Annotated in this window: 19 protein-coding genes and 2 tRNA genes; 10 read left to right on the forward strand and 11 right to left on the reverse strand. The window is 54.9% G+C overall.

Translation table 11 applies throughout. The features are described from left to right. Window positions 1-104: 104 nt before the first annotated feature. A complete protein-coding gene (locus tag JMJ16_RS56080; protein WP_201385433.1) occupies window positions 105-695 on the reverse strand; it encodes a CHAD domain-containing protein in 591 nt (196 codons plus the stop codon). Then, window positions 688-2,148, reverse strand: coding sequence for a CHAD domain-containing protein (locus JMJ16_RS23455; protein WP_201385434.1), 1,461 nt, complete (start codon window positions 2,146-2,148; stop codon window positions 688-690). The genes JMJ16_RS56080 and JMJ16_RS23455 overlap by 8 nt, the downstream gene beginning before the upstream one ends. A gap of 378 nt (window positions 2,149-2,526) precedes the next feature. Between JMJ16_RS23455 and JMJ16_RS23460 the strand changes: the two genes are divergently transcribed. From JMJ16_RS23460 to JMJ16_RS23480, 5 genes are all read left to right on the forward strand, one after another. After that, window positions 2,527-2,610, forward strand: a tRNA-Leu gene (locus JMJ16_RS23460). Between the two features lie 309 nt (window positions 2,611-2,919). Then, window positions 2,920-3,003, forward strand: a tRNA-Leu gene (locus JMJ16_RS23465). Between the two features lie 438 nt (window positions 3,004-3,441). Beyond that, window positions 3,442-4,491, forward strand: coding sequence for a zinc finger Ran-binding domain-containing protein (locus JMJ16_RS23470; RefSeq protein WP_201385435.1), 1,050 nt, complete (start codon window positions 3,442-3,444; stop codon window positions 4,489-4,491). A gap of 241 nt (window positions 4,492-4,732) precedes the next feature. After that, complete coding sequence (locus JMJ16_RS23475; RefSeq protein WP_201385436.1) at window positions 4,733-5,014, forward strand: hypothetical protein; 282 nt, start codon at window positions 4,733-4,735, stop codon at window positions 5,012-5,014. 271 nt (window positions 5,015-5,285) lie between these two features. Next, a complete protein-coding gene (locus JMJ16_RS23480; protein ID WP_201385437.1) occupies window positions 5,286-6,623 on the forward strand; it encodes a polysaccharide deacetylase family protein in 1,338 nt (445 codons plus the stop codon). A 68-nt stretch (window positions 6,624-6,691) separates the two neighbouring features. Here JMJ16_RS23480 and JMJ16_RS23485 read toward each other — a convergent pair whose 3' ends face one another. The 7 genes from JMJ16_RS23485 to JMJ16_RS23510 form a co-directional block, all read right to left on the reverse strand. Continuing rightward, window positions 6,692-7,951: a glycosyltransferase family 4 protein gene (locus tag JMJ16_RS23485; protein WP_201385438.1), complete on the reverse strand. Its 1,260-nt coding sequence runs from the start codon at window positions 7,949-7,951 to the stop codon at window positions 6,692-6,694. Then, window positions 7,948-9,210: a glycosyltransferase family 2 protein gene (locus tag JMJ16_RS23490; RefSeq protein WP_201385440.1), complete on the reverse strand. Its 1,263-nt coding sequence runs from the start codon at window positions 9,208-9,210 to the stop codon at window positions 7,948-7,950. Before JMJ16_RS23490 ends, JMJ16_RS23485 begins: the two co-directional genes overlap by 4 nt. Window positions 9,211-9,402: 192 nt before the next feature. Beyond that, window positions 9,403-10,644: a glycosyltransferase gene (locus JMJ16_RS23495; protein WP_201385442.1), complete on the reverse strand. Its 1,242-nt coding sequence runs from the start codon at window positions 10,642-10,644 to the stop codon at window positions 9,403-9,405. After that, the gene (locus JMJ16_RS23500; RefSeq protein ID WP_201385443.1) at window positions 10,583-12,190 is read right to left on the reverse strand and encodes an O-antigen ligase family protein; all 1,608 of its coding nucleotides are present in this window, start codon (window positions 12,188-12,190) and stop codon (window positions 10,583-10,585) included. Before JMJ16_RS23500 ends, JMJ16_RS23495 begins: the two co-directional genes overlap by 62 nt. Window positions 12,191-12,210: 20 nt before the next feature. Next, a complete protein-coding gene (locus JMJ16_RS56085; protein ID WP_255553231.1) occupies window positions 12,211-12,345 on the reverse strand; it encodes a hypothetical protein in 135 nt (44 codons plus the stop codon). A 9-nt stretch (window positions 12,346-12,354) separates the two neighbouring features. Further along, window positions 12,355-13,227: a CpsD/CapB family tyrosine-protein kinase gene (locus tag JMJ16_RS23505; protein WP_201385445.1), complete on the reverse strand. Its 873-nt coding sequence runs from the start codon at window positions 13,225-13,227 to the stop codon at window positions 12,355-12,357. A 124-nt stretch (window positions 13,228-13,351) separates the two neighbouring features. Then, window positions 13,352-14,353: a hypothetical protein gene (locus JMJ16_RS23510; RefSeq protein ID WP_201385447.1), complete on the reverse strand. Its 1,002-nt coding sequence runs from the start codon at window positions 14,351-14,353 to the stop codon at window positions 13,352-13,354. 493 nt (window positions 14,354-14,846) lie between these two features. Here JMJ16_RS23510 and JMJ16_RS23515 point away from each other — a divergent pair, with 493 nt between their 5' ends. From JMJ16_RS23515 to JMJ16_RS23530, 4 genes are read left to right on the forward strand one after another with little or no spacing between them, the layout of a single operon-like run. Next, on the forward strand, window positions 14,847-16,013 hold the full coding sequence (locus tag JMJ16_RS23515) for an FAD-dependent oxidoreductase (RefSeq protein WP_201385449.1): 1,167 nt from the start codon (window positions 14,847-14,849) through the stop codon (window positions 16,011-16,013). Window positions 16,014-16,064: 51 nt separating this feature from the next. Next, window positions 16,065-17,258, forward strand: coding sequence for an ATP-grasp domain-containing protein (locus JMJ16_RS23520; protein WP_201385451.1), 1,194 nt, complete (start codon window positions 16,065-16,067; stop codon window positions 17,256-17,258). A 3-nt stretch (window positions 17,259-17,261) separates the two neighbouring features. Further along, a complete protein-coding gene (locus JMJ16_RS23525) occupies window positions 17,262-18,893 on the forward strand; it encodes an oligosaccharide flippase family protein (RefSeq protein WP_201385453.1) in 1,632 nt (543 codons plus the stop codon). Window positions 18,894-18,907: 14 nt separating this feature from the next. After that, window positions 18,908-19,462 (forward strand): DapH/DapD/GlmU-related protein, encoded by a 555-nt coding sequence (locus JMJ16_RS23530; RefSeq protein ID WP_201385455.1) that lies wholly within the window; start codon window positions 18,908-18,910, stop codon window positions 19,460-19,462. Between the two features lie 203 nt (window positions 19,463-19,665). On the opposite strand, the gene JMJ16_RS23535 is transcribed toward JMJ16_RS23530, so the two are convergent. Next, entirely contained in the window at window positions 19,666-21,774 is a 2,109-nt protein-coding gene (locus JMJ16_RS23535) for an SGNH/GDSL hydrolase family protein (protein ID WP_201385457.1), read from the reverse strand. Window positions 21,775-22,047: 273 nt separating this feature from the next. On the opposite strand from JMJ16_RS23535, the gene JMJ16_RS23540 reads away from it, so the two are divergent. Then, window positions 22,048-23,109: a GNAT family N-acetyltransferase gene (locus JMJ16_RS23540; protein ID WP_201385458.1), complete on the forward strand. Its 1,062-nt coding sequence runs from the start codon at window positions 22,048-22,050 to the stop codon at window positions 23,107-23,109. A 71-nt stretch (window positions 23,110-23,180) separates the two neighbouring features. Here JMJ16_RS23540 and JMJ16_RS23545 read toward each other — a convergent pair whose 3' ends face one another. After that, the gene (locus JMJ16_RS23545; RefSeq protein WP_201385459.1) at window positions 23,181-24,182 is read right to left on the reverse strand and encodes a PHB depolymerase family esterase; all 1,002 of its coding nucleotides are present in this window, start codon (window positions 24,180-24,182) and stop codon (window positions 23,181-23,183) included. Between the last annotated feature and the right edge of the window lie 285 nt (window positions 24,183-24,467).

The following is a 24,467-nucleotide window of genomic DNA, read 5'->3' on the forward strand; positions in this document are numbered from 1 at the left end:
TGCACCATGTTATCCCCCACAACCATAACACAGCCTTGCCGTCACAGCTTGTTACGCTCCTACTCTATACAGATCAGGCCGGATACCAGTAACTCTTCTGAAACCTATCCCTGTATAGCATACAGTAATTCGCGGCGAAAATCTCGCTCTTGTAGCTGTTGCCAATGCTCGCGAAAGGCCATATAAGATTGTTCACGTTGTTTTTCATAGGCTCGCAAGAGCACCTCAAGTCCCAGGCGCTCCTCCGCCGAAGGTGCGATCTTCGGGTCGGTCATATGTGCCACCAGGCCCGGTTCTACCGCGATTTTCCCCTGTGACTTCTGTCTAGCAAGCGTCGGCGCCTGCGTTAACACGGTCTGATAAGGATTCCCACCACCCACACTTCCCAGACATAAGCGCAGCAATGCAACCATGACATCATTGTCGTGTAGCTCCCCTAACTCCCCCTGTATCTGCTCCACATCTTTGACCAGCACTGCACATGCGGGCGGCAAGGTGTCGGCAAACAGTTCCAGTGTATAGCGCAGACGTTTGGCTGCGATGCGCATGTCGTGCAGTTCGCGCGAACGATAGGCTTCACCCACATACTTTTCCCATTGATACAGTTCGTCCAGGCGCGTCTCGATGATCTTGCGCGCGTTCTCGCCTGTCGTGGCCTGAGGCTGCAAACCGTGAATAGCTCTCGCTTTAGCCATGGCGCTTTCCCTCCTTCGGCAGACAGGCATCGATCAGGCGCAAAAGTTTCTGCTCATCTAATTTTTTTAGGTAGCGCGCCAGCACAAGCTGGTGCTCGTCGCGATAGACGCGTAGACGCGCAATAAACCAGTTCAGGCCCTCTTTCTCTTCCGCCTCTGCCTCCTCCTCACGCTGCTGCAAGTTCTGGATCATGACATCGGTATCGCGGGCCTGGCCGAGCATATCCGCCAGTTCTCTGGTCCAGCTATAGACCTTTTTAAAGGCTTTCGGCTCGCAGATATCCTCGTAGGCATCCAGCACTGCACGCAGGCGCCTTGATGCCACGCGCATCTTATGCACAGCCTCCACATCCTCATTCTTCAATACTTCCGCGCGCCACTCGCCCATCTTGCGAGCCCCTTCACTCAAGAGCCGCCTGCCCGTCTCAGCGAAGGTCTCCGTGACCATCTCCGCCCCTGTGCTGGTCGACTTCTTGCTGCCCGCGCTCTCCCCATGCGACTCCAACGTCGCCAGCCAATCATCGCCATACCGCGCATAGGCCAGGAGAACGCCCTCACGAATACCATGCGTGCTTATGCGAACTTCGCATAGCTGCAAGCGTGTCATCACGGCCTGAATAATCGTCGCTCCTGCGGGTAAGACTGCCGCGCGCTTCTCGTCTATGCCATAGCGCCGGGCGACTTCTCCTGCTGTTAACGAACTGAGCAATCCATCACAACGCACAACGTCCATAAAGGAGAGGCGCTGCACCTCGTTCCCAAGCTCTAAGGCGGCGCGGGCCATCTTTAAGAGGGCCTTCGCGCTACCACCTGTGATAATGAGCGCCTCGGGCCTGCTTTTGAGGCGTGTTCCATCCATGTATGCCTTGAGAAACACCTGCGCAAGATCGCGCTCGTCCTCAGTTGGTGGGTCCGAAGGCATATAGCGATCATGCAGCCAGCCAGAACCAACGGGAACAGAGGTCAGCCATTTTACTTTCCCGCGCTGCGCGTTAATTAGTTCGGTGCTTCCACCACCCAGGTCCATAACGACAAGAGGATCGGGTGCCCCTTGTTGGCGATAATACTCGTAGCTTGCACCATAGAAGGTCAACATCGCCTCCACCTCGCCGCCGATCACCTGCGTCTTGACGCCAACCGCTCGCTCTATAGCGTTCAGGAATTGCTGGCTATTGTGTGCTTTGCGCGTCGCCTCGGTCGCGACCACGAAGATAGACTCTACCTGGTGCTCAACCGCCAGAGCTTTATAGCGCTGGAGAATATCAATGACCTCCTCGCGCTTCTGCGGGGAGATCTCTCCATGCGCATTGACATCCTTTCCCAGGCGCACCATCTCTTCCTCATCCACCAGGATGTCCAGAGAATCGCCCTGGCACCTCGCGATCAGTAGTTGGAGTGTATTACTCCCGATATCGATGGCCGCTCGCGCGGGGGCAGTCCTTGTCTCCTGCATCTCAACCTCCTTCTGTTTGCTGCGCCTCTCTGCACTGACACGCCTTGAACATCTCTGCCGTTACAGCACTTATCTCTCGACGTAACCGCAAAGGGCGCACTCCTCCTCACCCTGGCCCCCACTTCTTCTCATGCAGGAAGGAGAACTCAGGCATACCAAGCAACCAGTTGGAACAATCTCTGTTATTATAGCACGAAAGCTGAGGCCACTGGATGGGATACTGAACCAGCCAACCAGGTGGAAAAGGCCCCCAAAGTGGGTAACGGTCAACTGAACTGCTTTTTAAGGCGAAGCCCTGAAAAATGGCTGGGAAAACTCTTGACAGGCGAACCTCAATCCTGTATTATAAATCTCGTCCCGAGTAAACGGATCACTTCCGCCGAAGTGGTGAAATTGGTAGACACGCAACGTTCAGGGCGTTGTGCCTTAATTGGCATGGGGGTTCGAGTCCCCCCTTCGGCACCCATACCATGGAGACGAATGCGGCACATAGTTTCTTAAACTATGTGCCGCATCTGCGTTTTGGCTTTTCGCGCCTGCGGCGCTCAAGGGAAAGATGTGTGTGCCTGGTTGATGGGCTTTGCCCATCAACCAGGCACACACATCTTTCCCTTGGGTTTTTCTAGGCGAGGATAGACTGAAGATTTGTCGCCCTCCTTGTAGAGGCTGGAGAGCATTTGCCAAACTTTTAAATTGCCTTATGCAAGGGCTTGACAGAGGAGGGCTTAATCCTGTATTATAGATCTCGTTCCAAGTGAACAGATCACTTCCGCCGAAGTGGTGAAATTGGTAGACACGCAACGTTCAGGGCGTTGTGCCTTAATTGGCATGGGGGTTCGAGTCCCCCCTTCGGCACTTCTGCAAAGGCCTCATATGAGGTCTTTTTTTTTGCCACTTTTCCCCCTGCTTCATCTCAGTGTTATGTTTTTGTCGTAACTAATCCTCCTGTAAGCGCACGGAGAGTGTTACAATGTGTAAATCTGTTCTATGGCTACTATATTGATAATAATCAAGCTTGTATACGCTGCCCTTTCGCTTCTCCTCTTCGTTGCCTGCTTTTCATATTATGAATAAATCTTCATAATACGCTTCGCACCTCCCTTACTCAGACCCTGTTTTATGCTATCTTGCTTGCTCCATTACAAATACATGAAAAATGGGTTGAATGGCTATACAAGCTATAATTGACATGCTATATCCATAAATGTACAATGTCGCCTGAATAGATATAGTATTGCTCATGCAACCAATCAGGGACACATCTATGTGCAATGTAGAAGAGGAGGATCACGCATGCCATCCATCTGCCCCCACTGCTTTGTAGCCAACTTTGAGCAGGCCACGACCTGTCTCCAATGTGGGGCACAAATGCCCACCCGGCGTAAAGGGACGGGGTCCTTTACCAAGCTCGCGCGTTTTACCGAGATACCACAGACGCCACTCCCCTCCATGCTCTCAAAGTCCGAGGACGAGGAGGATGCTCTTGCGCTACCGGTCTCCGATCCCATGCTCATCGTTTCTAATATACCGGGAATCGTGGCCAGGAAGACTGTCGCGCCCCTGCCACAACCTGATCCCCAGCCCAGGCCGATGCCTCACAAACGACTGCAGAAGCTTCAGCTTCGTCCCGTGCTCGCCGGGCATGGCAGCATTATTACCCATCACTCGTGGTTCCTGACCAGTCAGACTGGACATCACATGGAGGCAGGCAGGGTCTATACGCTGCTGGAGGAAGAGGCCAGGCATCGCAATCTCGATGACATCCAGGTGGCCTGCATGCATGGGCAGTCAGGACAGCCAGCGTATATTCAACTTCAACGCCAGGACGCCTCGGTCTTCCTCTCTCTTACCTCGCTGGCGGAACATCTCTATATCTCGCGCACAACCACGCTGCATTTACCGGTAAGCCTGTTCCGTTGCCTGGCCTTTGTCGCTCTAACGCTTTTTGTCATTATCGCGCCTTTTTGCGCCCCCTCTTTCGTAACTCTCTTCGCTCAATCCTCCTGGCTAAGCGCCCTCGTAAGCCCTTCACCTTCCAATAGTTTTCTCTCCAACTGGTTACTCACTGGACTCTTTGACCTGCTAAGCTTACTCATCTATATTCCGGCCTTATGTCTCTTTCTTGTGTGCCTCTTGCGCTTCTTGCTGGCCTGGAGACGGCAGAGGGATCCGCTCGCGCTCCTACGCTCCAGACATATCCAGCTCTCACAGCGTGATAACGCCGCGCTCCTTGAACACCTGGCCAATGATATTGTGCGCAGTACAGCCAGGCATCTCGGCATAGACGCCAGCGGGTCGCTCCCCGCCTCACATCAGGCAAGCCAGCGCTTCCACCTGGTCTAAAATCTAAAATCTAAAATCTAAAATAGATCAGCGACTCCTGCTGAAAGAGTCTCGCTTGCAGACCAGGTGTCTCCCTGGTCTGCAAGCGAGACGTGTTTCTATGTAGCAGGTAGAGTCTCGGTGGGAGCGCTCAAGCCTGGAAAAAGTTGGCTTTGAGCTGTTTTTATTGCTTTTTCTATGGCATACTATTCTTAGAGCAGCGTAGTGCGTTCCTGCCTCGTTCCTCAGGAGGAGCAAAACCATGGATCCTGAAACTACCGTCTATGTCCTCTATATTGCCGAATTATGGATCGATGACGGCAAGCAGAAAGCCGAGATCCTCTATGCCTATGGCCTCAATCAGCGCCATGCCCTCGACAACTTTCAGCAGTGGCTCTCACCCGCCGGCTGGCTCTTCGCCCACCTCGACAATATTAAGCCTCATCCCGAAGGCTATCGCATCAATGATGATCTCCTCCTGGAAGGTGTGATCACTCACGATGGTTACCGGATTTTTCAAGACCAGCTTGCCCCTATTGTATGATATATGAATGAGTGTTGAGGTAGACTTCGGGCTGATGCTCGAAGTCTACCTCAACACTCATTCATACCCCATTTCACATAAGCCCATGCGTATGTTATAATACAGATACTACAAATAAATACCCCACTCCCATGTTCATGGCAGCCGCGTTCTTTCTCCTGCTTGCTTGCTAGAGTAACGTGCTCGCGATGGAGCATTCTTTTGTGCCCTCGTGCAGATGCTGTCGCCGGCCTGGCCGGCCCATTCTCTTCTACGACATGGGAGGTTTCTCTTGAACCTGGTCTCCTTCTCCATCAAGACCAAGGGACCGCGCAACTTCGCGCGCCGCCTCTGGACCGTCTTCTCCCGCTTTGGCTTCAGCGAGACACGCAATCGCCGCTCGCTGGAGACGCTCATTCATGAGCTTAAACCCTATCAGGCTGCACCAACCTTCTTTATTCCCGCCGTGGTCTTACAGCGCCATCCACGCCTGCTGGCAGACATCGAACAGGCAGGGGCCGAGATCGGCATCCACGGCTATGTCCACAACGATTATCGCCAGTTGAGCAAGGATGCACAGTATACGCAAACCAGTCGCGCTATCGCAACCTTTCAGCAGGTAAAAATGCCGTTTCAGGGCTTTCGCAATCCCTACCTGGGCTGGAGCGAGGACTCAGTTCAGGTCTTCACAGACCTGGGCTTCGCCTATGAGAGCAATGAAGCCGTGCTACATGACGTTGTTGACCAGGCCTCGCTCACCCCAACAATTCTCGACGGCTATCAGAAATCACTGGCGCTCTACCGCGCCCTGCCCTGCGCAGCCTATGCCCTGCGTCCGCACTTTGAGGATACGCTTCTGCGTATTCCGACCAGCATTCCCGATGATGAGATGCTCTTTGATCGCTTGCGCATTACCTCGGGCGAGGAGGTGGGCAAGCTCTGGAGCCTGGTAATGCAGCGTGTGTATGAGCTTGAGGGCGCGTATGTGCTCAACCTGCATCCCGAGCGGGGAGTACTCTGTCGCCAGGCCCTCGCCATCCTGCTGCGGACTGCGACCAGCCAGCCTCACCCCGTCTGGATCACGCGCCTGGACGAGATCGCCCGCTGGTGGAAGGAGCGCGCTCACTTCACCTTCACGCTTCAGCAGTTCGCGCCCGGCACCTGGCAGGTCATGGCCGATTGCACCGAACGCGCGACCATTCTCGCGCGCCACGTCCAGCTCGTCGAGCAGCCCACAACCACCTGGAACGAACACGAGATCAGCGTGGAGGCACACACCTTTACGCTCGAAGCCTCACAATGTCCAGCTATTGGTGTTTCGCCTGAGACCCCCGAGGCGGTCCTGGCCTTCCTACATGAGCAAGGCTACGCCGCTCTGCGCGCCTCCGAGGAGGAGCGCGCCTCCTACACGCACTACCTACATCTGCCCACTGGCCTGGGCACCTCGCGCTCGGCCCAATTCGAGACGCGCAGCGAGATTATACAGCAGGTAGAAGATCTGACTACGCCTCTGCTCCGCTTTGCATGCTGGCCCTCGGGACACCAGGCGGCGCTCTCCATCAGCGGCGACATCGATTCTGTGACCATCCAGGATTTCTTTCTGCGCATCCTCGAAGTGGGTAGTGTATAAATAGATGTGGTTCGTTGGAGCTGGCGAATGCCAGCTCCAACGAACCACATCTATTTTATGTGACCCTACTAATGTTGGCTTATTGCCACTTCTACTTCTTTAGTAGCCCCCTTGGGAGAACTCTTCCCACTCAAGGTACGCAGGAGTTGGCGGTAGCGTTGGGCCATGGCGTCCCAGCGGTAGGGTGTGTAATCCTCCAGCGCGTTCGTGACCAGGCGCTCGCGTAGCTCTGGTTGTCGATAGAGGTCGATCATAGCCTGGGCGAAGCTCTCAACGCGCTCGGGATCGCATAGGATCAGGGACTCACTCCCAAACATCGAGCGGATGGCCTTTGTGTCTGAGGCAAGCATGGGGCGCTGCATCCAGGCATACTCATAGGCCTTGGTGGGGAGCACAAGCTCAGAGAAGCCATTGCAGCGATATGGGATGATGCCAACATCTCCCTGAAGCAGGAAGTCGACCAGTTCCTCCATAGCGCAGGGATCCGTAAATACGACATGCTCCTGCACCCCCAACTCCTGCGCAAGCTGTTTGAGGTATGCCAGGTGCTCGCCCCGCCCCTTGATGTCCAGGCGCAACTGTGGAACTGTCTGCCGGGCCTGGGCCAGCGCCCGGATAGCTATATCCATGCCATTGCGCTCGGCCAACGTCCCGTGATACATGATGATGAAGGGAGTTGTCTCCGCCTGCCCGGTCCGCTCAGCGACGGTATAGGGAGGAGTACATCGCCGCTCCTCGGGAAAGAGCTTGGGATCGGCACTATTCAGGATGATGGTGATCTTCTCTTGAGGCACGCCTCGCTGGAGCAGAAGTTCTTCAAAGGGCCAGCCGACGGTGACAACGCTGTGCGCAAAGGCACAGGAGATACGCTCCTGCCAGCAGGCTAGGCGAAAGATCAACGCACCTTTGCGCCCACTGGCCTTGGCGACCATCAGTTCGGGAGCCGTATCCTGAATATGCAGGATCACTTTCGCGCCTAATAAGCGCGGGATAAGGGCCGAGAAGACGAGAAAATCAGGGATATTATGCACATGGATGACATCATAGCGACGCCTGAGATGCCTCAAGGTCAGGACCCAGCCCGCTATGAGCGTAAACCAGGCCCAGCTTAAGAGCGTCAGCGGCAGCGATTGCCCAAAGCCCCGGTTCATGGGCAGGCGGAAGATACACACCCCGTTGTAGACCTCAGATTTCTGCTCGCTCTCTTGCCGTAGGCAGATGACATCTACGTCATCGCCCCCATCCACGGCGGCCTCAGAGATGCGGCGTACCAGGGGATCAAATGGATACCAGTCAAAGGTGACCGCGCCGACACGGACCGCGCTCATACCTGTCCTCCCTCTTCACTATGACCGAGCGCCACGGAACTCCTGCTGGTCCGCACCCACTCAGCGCTATGCTGCTTGCTCCGCCGTACCACCAGGTACACCCACAATTTCCAGAGCATAAAACGGGGCGCATGCCAGAGTGCCTGATAGGTTTCTCGCGTTGGCCGCATAAAGTACAGCCCGGTTCCCAGGTAACAGGCCAGCCCAAGCAGTAGGACGCAGGCCAGTCCCAGAGTGAACCAGGAGTACAGGACGCAACTCAGTAGGAATAACAGGACACTTCCTCCCACCATCAGGGAGAGCGGAGGCGTCAGGAACTCAAAGGCCGTCTCCAGGCGTACCCAGTCGCGCTCACGCGCTGCGAGTTGGAGCAGGCGGAGCGCAGTCTTCCAGCCTGGTTGCTCGGGTGCGCCACTCTCCCAGCGAATATCCTGTGTGCGCATCTGCTCAAAGGAGGTCGGCATATGTGAGCGTACAACCGCCTCGGGGACATAGCGCACCCGCTCACCATGCTCTACTAACTGAAGGTAATACTGGTAATCCTCCGTCACAGAGAAGGATTGCCAGGGATGGCGTTGCAGTAACGTGCGGCGCAGGCACATACCATTCCCGGTCAGGGTCGCGCTGCTTCCCAGGGCATTGCGCCCCAGTTGCCGCACGTGATTGACCAGTGTCAGGGCCAGCCAGCGTAACACGGTGCTGGGCGAATCAGAGCCATTTAAGACGGTGTTATGCATCTGGAGCGCCACGGCCCCCGCAGCCAGTTCGCGGTCGAGCGCCGCCAGAAAGCCCGGCTCGACAATAGAGTCCGCATCCAGAATAACGTAGGCATCCGCCCACTCTGCGTCGTCAGCTTCAGTTTCGATACGCCCGAGCAGCCAGTGGAGCGCATAGCCTTTGCCACGCTTCTCTGTGTCAAAACGCTCGTAGACGCGCACGTTCTCGCTGGAACGCGCGATCTCCGCCGTGCGGTCATGGCTGTTGTCCGCGACAATATAGATTCGGTAGTGCTCGCGCGCATAGGTCAGGCCCTGCAAGCTTTTCAGCAAGCCGGGGAGCGTCACTTCTTCGTCATGCGCAGGTACTAATAAAGCAAAGCGGCTCGCGCCAGCCTGCTCTGTCACATTCGCCTCCTGGCGCGCGCGACGCCTGGCCTCCAGCAACGCCGCCAGGCAGACCAGGCACAGGTAGGCGATCGGCAGCAAGAAGAGGAGTTCTCCTCCTGCGAGCAGCCAGCGCAACCAAACAATAAGCAACATAGACATACCCACTTTCTCTGCAAAAACACATCTCGACATGCGCTTATAAACTTTGCAAATTTTCGTAGGGACCAGCTTTAGCGCGTCCGAACGCCATTTATGGCAGTGCGGCGTAAGCCGATTTTGGCCTGGAGAACGTACATATCTCACGATGGCGAAACGTAAGCGTTTTTGGCTAGCGCCGAAGTGCGATTAATCGCCTTCGGACGCGCTAAAGCTGGTCCCTACCGGGCTAGAGACCGTATCTCCTGTTAGTGCGCTCACCGCCCGGGTCAGCAGTTCGCCACAGTATCCCCAGCCATAGCGTTGCTCGACCAGTACTCTGCCCGCACTCCCCAGGCGCGCACGCTTCTCCGCGTCATGTAAGAGTGAGACCACCGCCTCTACAAAGGCGCCAGGTTCCTCGGCGACCAGGAGGTGTGTATTTGCCTCAAGCTCCAGTCCCTCGCAACCAATACTTGTCGAGACCACCGCCTTCTGCATCGCCAGGGCTTCCAGGATCTTCAGGCGCGTGCCACTGCCTACACTCAGCGGAACAATCGCGACCTCGGCCTCCGCGAGATAGGGCCGGACATCTGGCACAGAGCCAGTCACGACCACGCCGGGCAGCGCCCCCAAGCGTTCTACCTCTGGTGGTGGATTGCGCCCTACAATCTGCCAGGTCGCGCCTGGTATCTGCCGGTGAATATGCGGCCAGTAGTCGCGCGCAAAGGACAGCACAGCCGCGCTATTAGGATAGTAATCCATGGTTCCCGTGAAGATAATTCGGCCCGCCTGTTCCTGCCGAGCGGAGTCTACTTGAAAGCGCTCCAGGTCTACGCCGTTAGGAACGACAACTACCTGCTGACCAGGGAGCCTCGTCTGCAACCACTCCTGCTCACGCCCACTCGTGGTCAGCACCAGGTCAGCCTGCTGACAACGTTCAAGCTCGCCACGCTTGAGAACCCTGTACTCCAACCAGTTATAGATTTTGCGCACAGGTTCCTTCTCATTCTGGTAGGTGCGCCACAGGAGCTCTTGCTCGATATTATGTTGATCAAGCACTATTTTGACCCCGGGCGGCAAGCGATAGCCCGCCACAAAGAGCCCCTCATATAGGACGGCCTCAAAGGGCTCTTGCGCATAGAGTGCATCGATAGCGTCCTGCACCTCGGGGAGAATACAGGCCTCCAGCCAGTAGGATTTTCCCCGTAGGAGGGCCTCTATCTGCTGCCGACGCTTCGCGCCCCCTGACTGAAATGGCAACACGGTCACACGCCCGTTCAGTTCTTGTACCAGGGGAAGCTGAGTGCTGGCCTGGACCTCTTCCGGGCTTGCCAGGGCCAGGAGACGTACCTCGTGGTGTCTGGCCAATGCATGCAGCAAATAATAGCTACGCGCGCTGGCTCCCCACAGGGGTGCGGGCAGGTACGAGCTTATGATCAGGATCTTCACGCTTCTCTTGCTCCTCTTTTGCTTCGATTTCGGGCAACTTCAGCAACATTCCCATCATCAGGCCCAGGAAGATCACGTTCCTAAAGAAGTAGAGCTGATAATCGCTAAAGGCCACGGCCACTTCCATAAAGATGGCTCCCACCAGGATCATGCCTATCATCTGGAGATAGCGATCCTTCAGTTGCTTCACAATAATGCAGCCACGGATGATGAGCGAGCCAAACAGGAACCAGAGCGCGAAATACCCGATATAGCCCATACGCATCCAGATCCAGTAGATGGTGTTATGGGGGATATACTCGTAGGGATTACCGCCTGCAGTGGGGTCATCGGTGGCGAGTTGTGCCAGAGGCAGGGGCTGGAGAAATTTCTTGCCAAAGCCCATCCCTAGTGGATTCTCTTTGACGGTATAGAGCAAATCGAAATCCTCGACATCACGATAGGCGTTTGAACTGGCGTCTGCGCCCTCGGGATGAAACACCGAATAGATAGCGCGCGCTGGTTCACCAATCACACCTCCGCTATGCGCGAAGCCAAAGACATAGCCTGCACCCAGCACGCCACAGGTACAGAGAATGATCAACAGGCGCTTGCGGCGCTGCGGATTTATCACGATGGTAAGTACCCATACGATACCAACGCCGATAATTAAGGCCACATAGTCGGTGCGGCGCTGGTTGGCCTCCAGAGAATAGAGCAGGGTGGGGAGCGTCAAGAAGATCACCCACATCTGGGCTTTATCTCGGTACTGCAAGAAAAAGGCGATCAGTACCAGTAACACCATGACAAAGAAAAAAGACACCTCGTGTCCCAGAATATCGTGCTGAGCCTTCATATCACCATGCAGCGGCCCCAGCACAACATAGACGCCCTGTAGGGACTTGAGCGCGGAACAGAGAATAAGGAACCAGAGAAAATTGCGGATCTGTCTCTTCTCCGTAAGCAGATTATAGGCCAGCACATAACACATGAAGAGATACCAGAAGGGGCGGATCTCAATGACGATGATTTTGATAATACCGCCGCTCGTCAAGCCATGGACCAGCGCCCAGCCCACACAGAGCAGAAAAAAGGCCAGTGGCCCCTTCATCGCGCCCCCTCTGAGCAAAGGCTGTTGGCGCGTCAGCCAGCGCTTGATGACGATCACCGCAAGTATGTAGAGCATGAAGAAGCCAATGGGGCGCTCTATCAATCCTGCCAGCGCAGGCGGCCAAGCGTAGATAGGCAATGAGTCCGTCAGAATTGGGGTCGAGAGTGAAAATTGTTCAAACACGACCGCGCAACAGGCGATCATATAGAAGCCAAGAATTGGCCTTCGCGCGACCACCACCAGAACACCAATCACCAGCATAAGGCCCAGCATGAGGCTGAAGCTGCTCAAGACTCCTATCAGGATCAACACCGGGGCCAGAATCAACACTCCAATACTCACGCGTATAAAGAGGCGGCGCTCGCTCCGTGCTCGTTCCTGCTGGGACGAGGCAACGGTCTCCACGCCCAGGCCGCCACTGGTTACTGTTGATTTCGACTTGAGCCGTATATCCATGCGCGCCTCAACTCACTTGCTCATTTAGTCAGGGCCATATACAGTAGCAGAACAACAATACCCACGCCCAGGATCCATTTTGTGCGCGTGGTATGTTGTTGTGCCAGCAGGCCGATCAAAAAAAAGAAGCCCAGGAGTCCAAGTATATCTTTCATAGAGTCCTCCTACATGAGCTGGCGAATCCAGTTCGGGACATGACTCTGCTCCTGGTTCATAATGATGCCCTGCAAGGAGACATCTTTCAATTGCTCGCAGGTCTCAGCAATCATACGGTCAGTAGTCACACCTGAGCGTACGACCATAAACAGGGTGTCGGCCAGAGAGGCGGCTAGCGCACCATAGCCCGTACTTACCACAGGTGGCAGATCAAGAATAAAGTATTGCTCACCCAGGGCAGAGAAGAGCGATTTCAGATCGTCCTTGCGCATCTGCTGCAAGAGGCGGACGGCATCCTGGCTCCCGCGACCTGCTGGTATCACCGTCAGGTTTTGCGTGATATGGCGCCGCATCTCGTGCTCATCACATTCGCCACGCAACCACTCAGCCAGTCCTGGCGTCGATGCACATTCAAACACCTCGTGCAAGCTAGGATGCTCCCAGTTACACTCCACCAGCGTCACGGGAACATGAATATCTTGCGCCAGAGCCAGGGCCGTCATGCTGGCAAGATATGACTTGCCTTCACCTGGGATCGAACTGGTAAAACCAATACTGCTCACCGTAGTGTCACGACGAAAGAAAAGCGAGAGGCACAACTGGCGACAACGCTCCTTCAACATATGCAGGTTCGCGATCTCGCGACGTTGTTCCGCCAGCTCGCGCTTGCTCAAATTACGTTGCGCGGCCGCTTTGGCCGGTCGGGCGCTCAGTTGTTTCGGGGTCACATGCTTCTCTTCAGTACGCGCCTCTTCCTTCCTGGCGTCAACGACCATGAGCTTCTCTGTTTTTAAGTGGTCGAGGTCTTCCAAAAATTTCTGCTCCCTCTCAGGTTTGTTGGCGCTTCCCTGTTCGACGTTCTGCATCTCCATTTTTTTCATATGCTCCCGCGTTTCTTTTTCGCTGCTCGCCTGTTCTTCTTAACTAACTTCAGATGTATTCATAGATGATGTTGCTGTACCTGGGCAGCCGCAGGCTGCCCAGGTACAGCAACATCATCTTTCTTTACTCTATGCTCAGAATGTTGGTGCTTTCTTTGATGTATGGAGCCTGCATCAGGATGGGCAGTGAGGTCACGAGTTGAATCTGTGAGGCTGTATAGACAGCACGATCTCGACGGACTGCAATCACGAGATATAATACAATCGCGGCTACTGCACACCCAAGACCGACGCCCGCGCAGAGCAAGATGGATTTCATGCGTGCAACGGGTTTGGCATCGGAAGTAGAATCGATGACTTTAAAGAGATCGTTTGCCCCCTGGCCCAGGCTCGCGAGCTGCTGGCGCAAATTATCTATTGATGTTTGGATGTTCTGAAAAGAGGTCTGCGCCTGCTGCGTGTTAGCGTGTAAATGCGCGTAATTTGGATCGTAGGGGGCATCTGTACGCAAGGCCTCTGGGTGACCCTTGAGATACCCTGCCTCTGCCACAACCGCATCATTATACCCTTGCTTCGCCTTGGTCAACTCTTTTTGGTATGAGTCCAGCAAACGCTGCCCATCGTAGAGAGAGAGATTCGTGCTCTGACCAGAATATTCGGTAATCACGTTCTGGACGATCCGCTGCGCAATCTGGGGATTTCCGTTGGCATAGCTGATCGAGAGCAGGTTGTAGCCATCGGGTGTGACGACTATTTTGCTGGATACCTCACTCACCACAGCATCCTCAACATCACCAGGCCGCAACACGTTGTTGACCTTATAGGCCAGTGAGCTACTCAATTCTTGATCTAAACCCGTATTACGGGCCACGTTGAGCGCAAACTGGCGTGTATGGAGCAACTCCAGCAAGGCATTCGTTTGTGTCTGCGACGGAGTCGCATCCAGGTTACTCTCAGGACCAGTTGAACCGACTACTGTATAGCGATGCAAGGCCCAGATCGTCGCCGATGAGGAGTACGAACGCGGCAAGAGATACGCGATACCAACCCCTATCAGTGGCAAGAGAATAAGCAATATGCATAGAGACCAGATTCTGCGAAAGATGGCTTCCAAAGTACGCCGCATGAGAGTTCGCTCCTCCTGAATTTAAACACTACCACGTAGCTTACCTTTCGCATGCGCATATTCGGTGCTTTTTGGTGTGAAGAGCAGGTTATCAAATCCCTTTCTCGGTTCTATTCACGTGCTCAAATAACCAATTTTCCCGCCTGCTACCAGGTTGTATCGCCGCTCACTACGCAACCGCGCGCCCTGGCTTCGTATGCTCTCCAACCGCCTCTATTCAGCACGCATCACGACCGCATTTACCTCTACCACACAACCTCACCTTTCCTCCATAAAAAAACACTACTTATCTACCGGTGCCAACATCCTATTGCTACGTTTACGCTGTATCTTCTGCTATAGCAAGCAAAGCAGGATAGTCAAGAATATGTCTGGCAGGAAAGAGCCGGGAGTGATGCGAGGTCGAGTCGATAAAAAGTTTTTTTGGTCTTTTTTTGCACAATACACATACACGAATAGAGTTTCACTGGTTGCTTTTGAAAGGTAGGTTGACGTGGCGCAGGATGCACATGTCGTTATTGGCGCGGGTCCCTATGGACTCTCAGCCGCGGCCCATCTCAAGGCCAGCGGCCTTCCCACGCACATTTTTGGGAAGACCATGGAATTCTGGGAGCAGATGTCACCCCAGATGTACTTAAAATCTTCCTGGAGTGCGCTGAATATCTCCGATCCAGCGCGGGCCTATAGCCTGCCCCGCTATGGGCAAAGTATCGGCTTAGGTAAGCAGGAACCAGTTGCGCTCAAAACGTTTCTGAATTATGGACACTGGTTCCAGCAGCAGTTGCTCCCCGAGGTAGACCCGACCTATATCAGCCGGGTCGCCCGCGATGGCAAGGCGTTCCGCCTGGAGCTGGCCGACGGGCGCGAGATGCAGGCGAGCACGGTTACACTGGCGACGGGTGTCGCGCCCTTCGCACACATTCCCGAAGTCATCGCTGGCCTGCCGCATGAGCTGGCAAGCCATAGCCAGGAGCATCACGAACATAGCCAGTTCCGCGATAAGCATATGGTGGTCATTGGTAGTGGTCAGAGCGCGCTGGAGTCAGCCGCGCTGCTCCACGAGGCTGGTGCGGCCTCCGTGGAGGTCATCGCGCGCGGTCCCATCAATTGGATTGATCGTCGCCTCTATTACCTTACCGGACCACTGAAACGCATCTTCTACCCACCCAGTGATGTTGGTCCTCCAGGCGTCAACTGGCTTGTGGCGAATCCGCTGCTCTTCCGCCTTTTCTCTGAGGAGACTCGACGTTCCCTCGACCAACGCGCGGTCCGCCCGTCTGGATCACGCTGGTTACGCCCGCGTGTAGAAGGGCATGTTACGCTTACGCCTCTCACCACTGTGACCGAGGCCCATGAACAGGGGGGGTATGCTCACCTGCGCCTGAGCGATGGCAGCACACGCGAAGTTGATCATATCATCCTTGGAACTGGCTACCAGACCAATGTCCAAAAACTGACATACCTGGATCAGGAGCTACGCAACCAGGTGCAACAGCAGCAGGGTCATCCGCTTTTGAATCGCTGGTTTGAGTCGTCCGTTCCCAACCTGCACTTTGTTGGTGCCTCTGCCAACTATAACTTTGGGCCGCTCTGTCGCTTCGTGGTTGGGGCGCGTGTCGCGGCGCAACAGGTTGCCAAACATGCGGCGATGGTGGCCTAGCCTCTCTGGCTAGACCATCATCCCTCCTGGAATGGAACAAAGGTGTTACCTATGTCAGAACCACAAGCAAAACCCGGTGTTATCGTCCTTGGTAGTGATTTCAAAGCCCTGGGCATCGTACGTAGTCTGGGGCGTAGGGGCATTCCATGCTATGTCGTGGACAATGTCCCTCGCTCCGCCTGGTTCTCGCGCTACACAACCCAACGCATTAAGTGGCACGGGGAGCGCATGGATGGCCCATTATTTCTGAGTTTTTTGCTCAGCCTCAGCAAACACCTACAACTTGATCAGTGGATACTTCTCCCCACGGACGATACCTGTGTGGGATTTGTTGCGCGCCATACGCATGAGCTCTCGCGCTTCTATCTCCTGGCCACCCAGGACTGGAACGTGATTCGCTGGGCACATGATAAACGCCTGACCTATCGCATGGCGGAAGATGTGGGCGTGCCCGCGCCCAGGACCTGGTATCCAACCTCAGAGGAGGACCTGGATCAAATGGGCATTCTCTTCCCCGTGATCCTCAAGCCGGCGGTCTCGATTAATCTGCAACATGTCGTCCGTATAAAAGCCCTGCCAGTGACGACGCGCGATGAGCTCTTCACACACTACCGTCGCATCGCCCAGATTATTCCACCTGAAGAGATCATGCTCCAGGAAATCATCCCGGGTAATGGGCTGCGCCAGTTCTCGGTCGCGACCTTCTGTGAGGACGGTGAGATTCGCCTGAGCATGACCGCGCGCCGTACACGCCAGTATCCCATTCACTATGGCCTGGGCAGTAGTTTTGTGGAGGCCATAGAGATTCCAGGACTCAGCGACCTGGCTGCAAAAATTGTGCGCCATATGCGCGTGACCGGCATGGTAGAGGTCGAGTTCAAGCAGGATCCCCGCTCGGGCGACTATAAAGTGCTCGATATCAATGTGCGCCCCTGGGGCTGGCATACACTCTGTATGGCCTGCGGCCTGGATTTTCCCTTTATTCACTATAGTGCTCTGCATGGTGAGTCACCCACACCCCAGCAACCACACTACGACTACTGCTGGATGCGGGCCATCACCGATATACCCGCCGGTATACAGGAGATACGCTTTGGCGATCTCTCTCTTGATTGCTACCTCCGCTCCCTGCTCAAGAAGATTACCTTCTCGGTCTGGGATTGGCGCGATCCGCTTCCCGCGTTTGGTGATATGGCAACGGTACTTCAACGGGCGCTACATGGCGCATTCAAACAAAAGGTGTAAACAATGGACAAATTGCGTAGAGTGGTGGGCAGTACCGCTATTTCTCTTTTAGGACAGGCCATCACCTGGACCTCAACCTTTCTGCTGACCATTGCCTATGGACGCTTCCTGGGGGCATTCAAATTTGGTGAACTCTATTTTGCGCTCAGCTTTGTCATGCTCATCGGCTTCCCCCTGGAGTTTGGCTTCAATCAGCAGATTACCAGGGATGTGGCTCAGGATCGTAGCAAGGCCTTGAGCTATCTCTCCAATAGCCTGCTCCTGAAAAGTCTCTTCTGGCTCATCCTTTACGCCTTCGCCCTGCTCTTCTGTCACCTGGTGGGCTATGATGACGAACAAAGCAAGCTCATCATGATCTGCGGCATCTCCCTGCTCAGTGGCTCTACCAGCAATACCTTTGCCGCCCTGCACTATGCCTTTGGCAACGTCCTCTTCCCGGTCATCGGCACAATTCTGGAGAAGGGACTCGCCGCGCTGATTGGCTACCTGGTGCTCAAAACAGGTGGCACCGTGCAGACGATGGCCCTGGTATTACTGGTCAGTTCAGCAGTCAACGCGTTCTGGCAGGCGCTATGCTATTATCGCAAGGCAGGCCTGCGCTTCCGGTTTGACTGGGCCACGAGCCGCTCGCTATTGCGCACAAGTATCCCCTTTATCGTCAGTGGCGCGATAGGAGTCATCTACTATCGCATAGATACGCTCTTCCTCCAATTCTTTACCAATACAACGGTCGTTGGCTGGTATGGCGCGGGCTATCGCCTCTTTGATACCCTGGTCTTCCTGCCTTCACTCATTATTAATCCCATCATGGCCCCCATCTACGCCAATCTGACCCTGGTCTCACAGGAGCAGCTTAAGATCGCTATCGCCAAATCCTTCAATTTTCTCCTGTTCTTTGTGCTGCCGATTACCACCGCCCTCATCGTCGCCGCACCCACCATTATCGGCGTTCTCTACCATAACCCAGATTTCCAACATACCATCCCGGCGCTTCAGGCCCTGGCCCCTGGGTTAGTTTTCCTGTACATCAATACCGTGATTGTTAGCGTGATTATCAGCACACGGCAGGAGAAGAAGATCACTATCACAGCCACCATTGCCCTGGTCTTCAACCTGGCTCTTAATTTCGTGCTCATTCCGCGCTTTCTGCATGTTGGGGCAGCTCTCACAACAACTCTGACCGAGTTTCTGCTCCTCTGTATTAACATTCGCTATATCCCACGTCAGGCCTTCTCATTTGAGAGCCTAGTTGTTGCCAGCAAGGCCTTTCTGGCGAGCGTGATCATGGGCGTCGTTCTCTGGCTCTTGCGCTTCCAGACTATCTACCTGCTCTTACCCGCGGGAGCCTGCACCTACCTGGCCGTGGCGCTGCTCTTCCGCACCATCCCGCCCGAGGATCTGCGCATGCTCCAGATGGCCATTCGTCACAAATCTCGAAGCGCGCCCGCCGTGGAGGAACTGTTAACGGAGTCTATAGCCGTTGAGACGCTTGTCACTGAATTCGATGAGGCTACGCTGCCACGCCTGCGTGCCATCCAGCTTCCCACAACCAGCAAGGAAGAGACCACACCTTCGCGCCGCCTGCAACGCAAACGCCGCAACGAGAGTCGCCTGGCTGGCGGTGAAATTGTGTAGTTGGAGGATACCTCATGAAACGCTTTCTCAATGCCGCCCTGCGCTACGCGACCAATCATCTTATCAATCACATTCCCTCGCATACGCTGCGCCGGGCCTGGTACCGGCGCATGCTTGGCTGGCGCATCGGCCCTGGAGCGCATCTCTTGCTGGGCCAGCATATCATGTTTGGCGGCCTGCGTAGCGGCGGCAGCAAGGTCTCCATTGGACACCATACCATTATCAATCACGGCTGTCTGCTCTACACCACGGGCGGGCTGATCATCGGCAATAACGTGAGCATCAGCTCTGGCACCTGGCTCATGACGGGGAGTCACGAACTCAACCATCCCGCCTTTCCCGACATCTATAAACCCATCGTGATTGAGGACCACGCCTGGCTCGGCCTTCGCTGCACCATTCTCCAGGGGGTTACTATCGGGCGAGGTGCGGTTGTCATGGCAGGCGCGGTCGTTGCCCGCGATGTCCCCCCTTTCGCCATCGTCGGCGGCGTGCCCGCCAAGGTCGTCAAGTATCGTGAGCTACAAGATCCCTCCTACACGCTGGAATTCTCTCCACTTTTTGAATAACAAGACTTCTCGCCACTGCGTGGCTCGCTTAAGGTAAAGGGATGTGGTGAAAAAATGCCTGCGGCATTTTTTCACCACATCCCTTTACCCAGACCAAACATGGGTAGGGTCCATGCTGGCATGGACTCCGAGCGCAGCGATCTCCCAGCGCCAGGGTGTCAGCCTGCGCGCCAGGCGAGTCCATGCCAGCATGGACCCTACAACTAGATTTTGGTGCGTACGGCCTCGAACCAGGCATTGTTCATGGCGATGGCGCCTACGGCGGTGGGGTGGATGCCATCAGGCAAGAAGTACGCTTTGTGCTGTGAGAAGAGCTTGTACAGGTCTGGGCCGCTGATCAGCCCTTCATCCTTTGTGACCCGGTCGAGGGCCGTGTTATAGCTCTGGATTAAGGTGTTGACGGCGGTGTTATCTCCTCCTGGGCGATTCATAGAGGGGATGTGCGCCAGTATCGGTATATGGCCCGCTTGCTTGATTTTCTGGACGAGCTGGCGGATGTTGGCTTCGTATTTCTCGGGCGGGACCTGGCCCAGCGCGTCATTTGTCCCCCATTGCAATAGCCAGTAGTGGATATCGGGGTTGAGCTGAAGCCATTTGTCGATATGCTCAACCGCCCCTTGCGAATTCCAGCCGCCCAGGCCCGCGTCGAGCATTGCGGGAAAACGCTGTGGGAAAGCCTTGTGGACGTCCTCGGCAAACGAGGGCTGGTCTTCTGGATAGCGGTTATAGGCCATGGCGGTAATCGAGTCGCCAGAGAAGAAGTAGCTGTCGTCTGCGTTCTGTGAGACGTCGTAGGCCTCCAGTTCGTCAATGGCGAAGTCGCCACGCAGTGGTTTCGCCGAGAGTTGAGTTACGGTCATTTTGACCCAGCTCTCACCACTGAAGTCCAGCAGGTGTTCACGCACACGTGTGGCGTTGCCGGTGACCGAGACCAGCGTCTTCCAGTGACCATCCTTGCCGTCTGTGCTATCGTCCGAGACGGCGATGGTATACGCGCCGGGTCCCGCGCCATTCTCGTTGATGTAGTCGAACTGGTAGTCACACACCCAGATAAAGAGCAGCTTACTGGGTCCCTTATCCAGGTGGATCGCGCACCAGGTTGGCAGCGATTGTTGTGTAGCATCCCACTTGCCCCAGTTGCCATACTGCCCATCATTGATACTCTGCGGTCCACCAGCATTCTCGTTATTCTGGCAGAAGGCGGGCTTGCCACGCGATACCAGCAGCCCATTGCCGCCACCGGCGGTCGGACCCTGCTTATATGTCTGAATCAACTCTTTGATGGTCTGAAACTGTGGCTTAGGCTGACCGGTAATGACATCAAACATATCCAGGCCGCCATAGCCGGTATAGCTGCCCGCGGCATACTGGCAGGCCATAATCACACCGGCCTGTATCATAGCGTTGAGGGCATCCCTGGTGAATTTGGTAATGAAATCGGTTTTGTTTCCATAGGCCGGGGGTGGAGCGTTTGGATCAAAGTTCCACTCGGTCACGGCAATAGGCAAGTCCTGCCCCAGGCTCGCGCGCACATTCTGGCGTAACTGCGTCACTATGGAGCCAATCTCGCTCGCCTTTCCCAGGCAATCAGCCTCAGTATTCTGCCAGCAGGGATACCAGTGGATGCTTAAGACGTCTGGCAAGACCTTTGAGGATTTGATTGATGCAAGATAGGCTGAGAGAAAACGTGGCGAAGATTTTTCATTGTTAGTCTCAATATTGATATTACTCAGTGTGGGACCAAAAAACTTGGCCTTTGAATTGAGTTGGCGCAAGAGTGGTATCTGCTTATTCCACTGAGCGATATAGTCCTGCATAGTATGGTGGTTGTAGTTGGCTTCATTACCGAACTCATACATGAGACAGCGCGAACCCAGGTAACGCACTACGTGCTCATTAAAGGCTTGATTATCATAATCGGGTAGCACCACCAGGCACTGCGCACCGATCTTCTCGATGGTCCCTATACGCTGATCTATATCCTTATCTGAGATCGTGGAGAAGAAGAACGAGCGGATCAAGGGAATACCAGCCGACTTCATCATACTCTGAATTGTTGGCATCGTCTCAATGTTGTTTGGCGTCCACTCTATTGAGTCATTTGTGCCAAAGAGATACGATGAGACGTTGTTCTTCCAGATTTCCTGGCCAGGCAGGATCGGCTTAACGGTACTTTTGGTCTGCGTTTCTGTTCCTTGCGCTGGCGGCCCACTTGCCTTCGAATCTGCGCAGCCCGCCAGGAGCAGACATGCCAGTATCCATCCATACCAGAGCCAGAGTGGCCAGCGCGAACGTGATATTGTCTGTCGCACGTCTATCGTCCCTTCATTTCGTAAATACGCTATTAAAGAGACGTTACCATTTAGCTGTGTATTTGCGATAACTAATGTGGTGCTGAAGCGGTTGGATCGCATTGCTTCCTGTGGTGATATGGTACAGGTGATAGCCACTGCCAGCATCATATATGCGTTCGTATGTATGCATATAAACATAAACGAAACCACTATCGCAACATCATCACAACTTCTTCCAGGTATACTCAAGCACGACAACATAAGCAGATCATAGGAGAGAGCGATAGGACTATGCTTGAAACTACGGCAATACAAACCTCTCGGCAGGCCTTTATTGAGCAGCATGAGCAGGCGTCTTTCTATAGCCAGCCAGGTTGGCTCGATCTACTCCAACACGTCTATGGCTTTAAACCCACGCACCTGGAGAGCTATACCGCTGGGGCAGATGACCCCGCTCGCTCGCTCGCGGGCACCCTCACTCTCTATACTGTGCGCAGTCCACTGGCAGGAACACATCTCGCCTCGCTCCCATTCTCCGATCATACGCCCCTGCTGGCGCAGAATGAGGCGAGCGCGCTCGAACTACTCGAGCAGGCTATCGAGCTGACACGCCAACGTAAGGCACGCTATCTTGAGCTACGCACTGGCACCAATCCTCTGCTCGCCAATCATCCAGCCTTCGTCGAGAGTGATCTCTATGTCACCTGGCGCCTGAACCTGGAAAGCGATCCTGCCCTCGCCTGGTTACACCTGCGCAAGCCTGTACAGCACCAGGTCAAGAAGGCGCGCAAGAACGGCCTCTCCATTCGTGTCGCCGATAGCACCGCCGATGTGGCAACCTATCACCGGCTCCATGTGCTCACACGCACACGCAAGCATGGGATGCCCGCCCAGCCCTCGGCCTTCTTTCACAAACTTTGGGAGAACTTTGCCCCAGATAAGCAGATGATCCTCTTACTGGCAGAGTATGAGCAACAACCAATTGCTGGCATGGTCCTGCTGGGGTCCGGTACGACGTTGCGCTATGCCTATGGCGCCTCCGATGAACGCTACCTGCGCCTGGCCCCCAATAACCTCTTGATGTGGCACGCCATCGAGTGGGGCTGTGAGCATGGTTATCGCGTCCTCGATATGGGGCGCACCGCCCGCGACAACGAGGGCCTGATGGAGTTTAAACGCCGCTGGGGCGCTGAGCTGACCCCCCTTCCCTACTACTACTATCCCCGCCAGGCGGGCCTGGCCACGACCTCTGAGCAAAGCTGGAAGTATCGCTTGCTCACCTCTACCTGGAAACAGCTCCCACTCCCTGTCGCCAGTTCGCTCGGCGGCCTCCTCTATCGCTATTTAGGGTAAAAAAATTGTAGGGTCCATGCCAGCATGGACCCTACAGGCTCTTTCGCCCCTCAGTATGGTAGCTAGATTACTTATGAATAAACTAGTGGATGCCGCTTGAAGAAGTTCCAGATGGTTTCCGACGCGGAGGGCGAACCACCAAGCGAGGCAGGCCATGCATGCCCGCCGCCCTCAATACGATAATGCACAATTGAGGAGCCATCGCGACAGCGTATCCACTCCTCTCCTGTAACGTTGCCACTCTGGAAAAAGGTATTGGGTCCCTGGGCGCAGTGATCGCGCTTAGCCCACTCATTGAGCCATTGCGGGACCGATGGCAGGGGGAGATCCGGCTTCTCAGGTGCAGGCCCGCCCATGTAGGGCACAACCGTGTCGCCCGTACCATGCACATCCAGAATAGGGACGCCTTTCTTGATATTGCAGCCCGTATCCAGGTCATAGAAATTGCCCGAGACTGGCGCGAAGGCCGCGATCCGCTCCGGCAAGTTGCAGGCCAGGTACCAGCTCATACCGCCGCCATTGGAGAAACCTGTGGCATAGATGCGCTGCTCATCAATACAGAAGCTCTGCTCCAGGTTATCCAGCAAATCATCGACATAGCGGATTTCATCGATACCTTGCTGAGTAGTACCAATGCTGGCCCAGAAGGTCTGTCCGTTGTTATCCTTCAACCCCTGGGGATAGGCCACAATAAAATTTTCCTGGTCCGCTAACTGCGAGAGTCCCGTGACCTGTTCCATGTCTGAGCCTCGCGCCCCCGTCCCATGAAATACCAGGACCAGGGGAATGCTCTGCGTCTTATTATAGCCAGTCGGCACATGAATATAATAATCGCGCATGCTATTGCCATTGGCGACCTTGGGATCGGCAGTCAACGTCTCATCTTCGCTATCTCCCGCCTTCACCTCAGAGTCTTTCCCACATCCATTCGCGTTCTTTGGAGTCATTTTCGCGTTCTTGTTCGCTATGGTGCTTTCTTGCGCCTGCGATACCCCACCACAGCTTGTGAGCAACAGGCTTAATACCACCCACCCGTAGAGTCCTATCCCCAACAGCGTATCTCGTTGTTTCATACGCATAGGCCTCCTCTCACGCTTCCATTTTCCTTTCTATGCTTGCTTACCAGTCCAAAATCATTTTTGCCATTGACGTAGGTGGCTTTTCTTCTACAACGTATTATACTGTGATTTAGGTACAGTTTATCTTTTCTCCCATTACTCTGCCGCCGCCCCTAGAGTCTTCTCACCCTACACACCTTACTCGTTTAGGTAAGCACTGTGAGGCAACTACACAGTAGCCGCATACGCCAATTGCGGGCAAACAGCATATTTGCTATCTTCTATGCTAGAATATATAGA

The sequence above is a fragment of the Ktedonobacter sp. SOSP1-52 genome (assembly GCF_016587395.1).

What these genes read in the sequence shown, in the direction of transcription:
- JMJ16_RS23500 (WP_201385443.1), bottom strand. Translation starts at nt 12,190, where the DNA reads ATGGATATACGGCTCAAGTCGAAATCAACAGTAACCAGTGGCGGCCTG.
- JMJ16_RS23510 (WP_201385447.1), bottom strand. Translation starts at nt 14,353, where the DNA reads ATGCGGCGTACTTTGGAAGCCATCTTTCGCAGAATCTGGTCTCTATGC.
- JMJ16_RS23490 (WP_201385440.1), bottom strand. Translation starts at nt 9,210, where the DNA reads ATGTTGCTTATTGTTTGGTTGCGCTGGCTGCTCGCAGGAGGAGAACTC.
- JMJ16_RS23540 (WP_201385458.1), top strand. Translation starts at nt 22,048, where the DNA reads ATGCTTGAAACTACGGCAATACAAACCTCTCGGCAGGCCTTTATTGAG.
- JMJ16_RS23475 (WP_201385436.1), top strand. Translation starts at nt 4,733, where the DNA reads ATGGATCCTGAAACTACCGTCTATGTCCTCTATATTGCCGAATTATGG.
- JMJ16_RS23545 (WP_201385459.1), bottom strand. Translation starts at nt 24,182, where the DNA reads ATGAAACAACGAGATACGCTGTTGGGGATAGGACTCTACGGGTGGGTG.
- JMJ16_RS23455 (WP_201385434.1), bottom strand. Translation starts at nt 2,148, where the DNA reads ATGCAGGAGACAAGGACTGCCCCCGCGCGAGCGGCCATCGATATCGGG.
- JMJ16_RS23485 (WP_201385438.1), bottom strand. Translation starts at nt 7,951, where the DNA reads ATGAGCGCGGTCCGTGTCGGCGCGGTCACCTTTGACTGGTATCCATTT.
- JMJ16_RS23470 (WP_201385435.1), top strand. Translation starts at nt 3,442, where the DNA reads ATGCCATCCATCTGCCCCCACTGCTTTGTAGCCAACTTTGAGCAGGCC.
- JMJ16_RS23530 (WP_201385455.1), top strand. Translation starts at nt 18,908, where the DNA reads ATGAAACGCTTTCTCAATGCCGCCCTGCGCTACGCGACCAATCATCTT.
- JMJ16_RS56085 (WP_255553231.1), bottom strand. Translation starts at nt 12,345, where the DNA reads ATGAAAGATATACTTGGACTCCTGGGCTTCTTTTTTTTGATCGGCCTG.
- JMJ16_RS23520 (WP_201385451.1), top strand. Translation starts at nt 16,065, where the DNA reads ATGTCAGAACCACAAGCAAAACCCGGTGTTATCGTCCTTGGTAGTGAT.
- JMJ16_RS23505 (WP_201385445.1), bottom strand. Translation starts at nt 13,227, where the DNA reads ATGAAAAAAATGGAGATGCAGAACGTCGAACAGGGAAGCGCCAACAAA.
- JMJ16_RS23525 (WP_201385453.1), top strand. Translation starts at nt 17,262, where the DNA reads ATGGACAAATTGCGTAGAGTGGTGGGCAGTACCGCTATTTCTCTTTTA.
- JMJ16_RS56080 (WP_201385433.1), bottom strand. Translation starts at nt 695, where the DNA reads ATGGCTAAAGCGAGAGCTATTCACGGTTTGCAGCCTCAGGCCACGACA.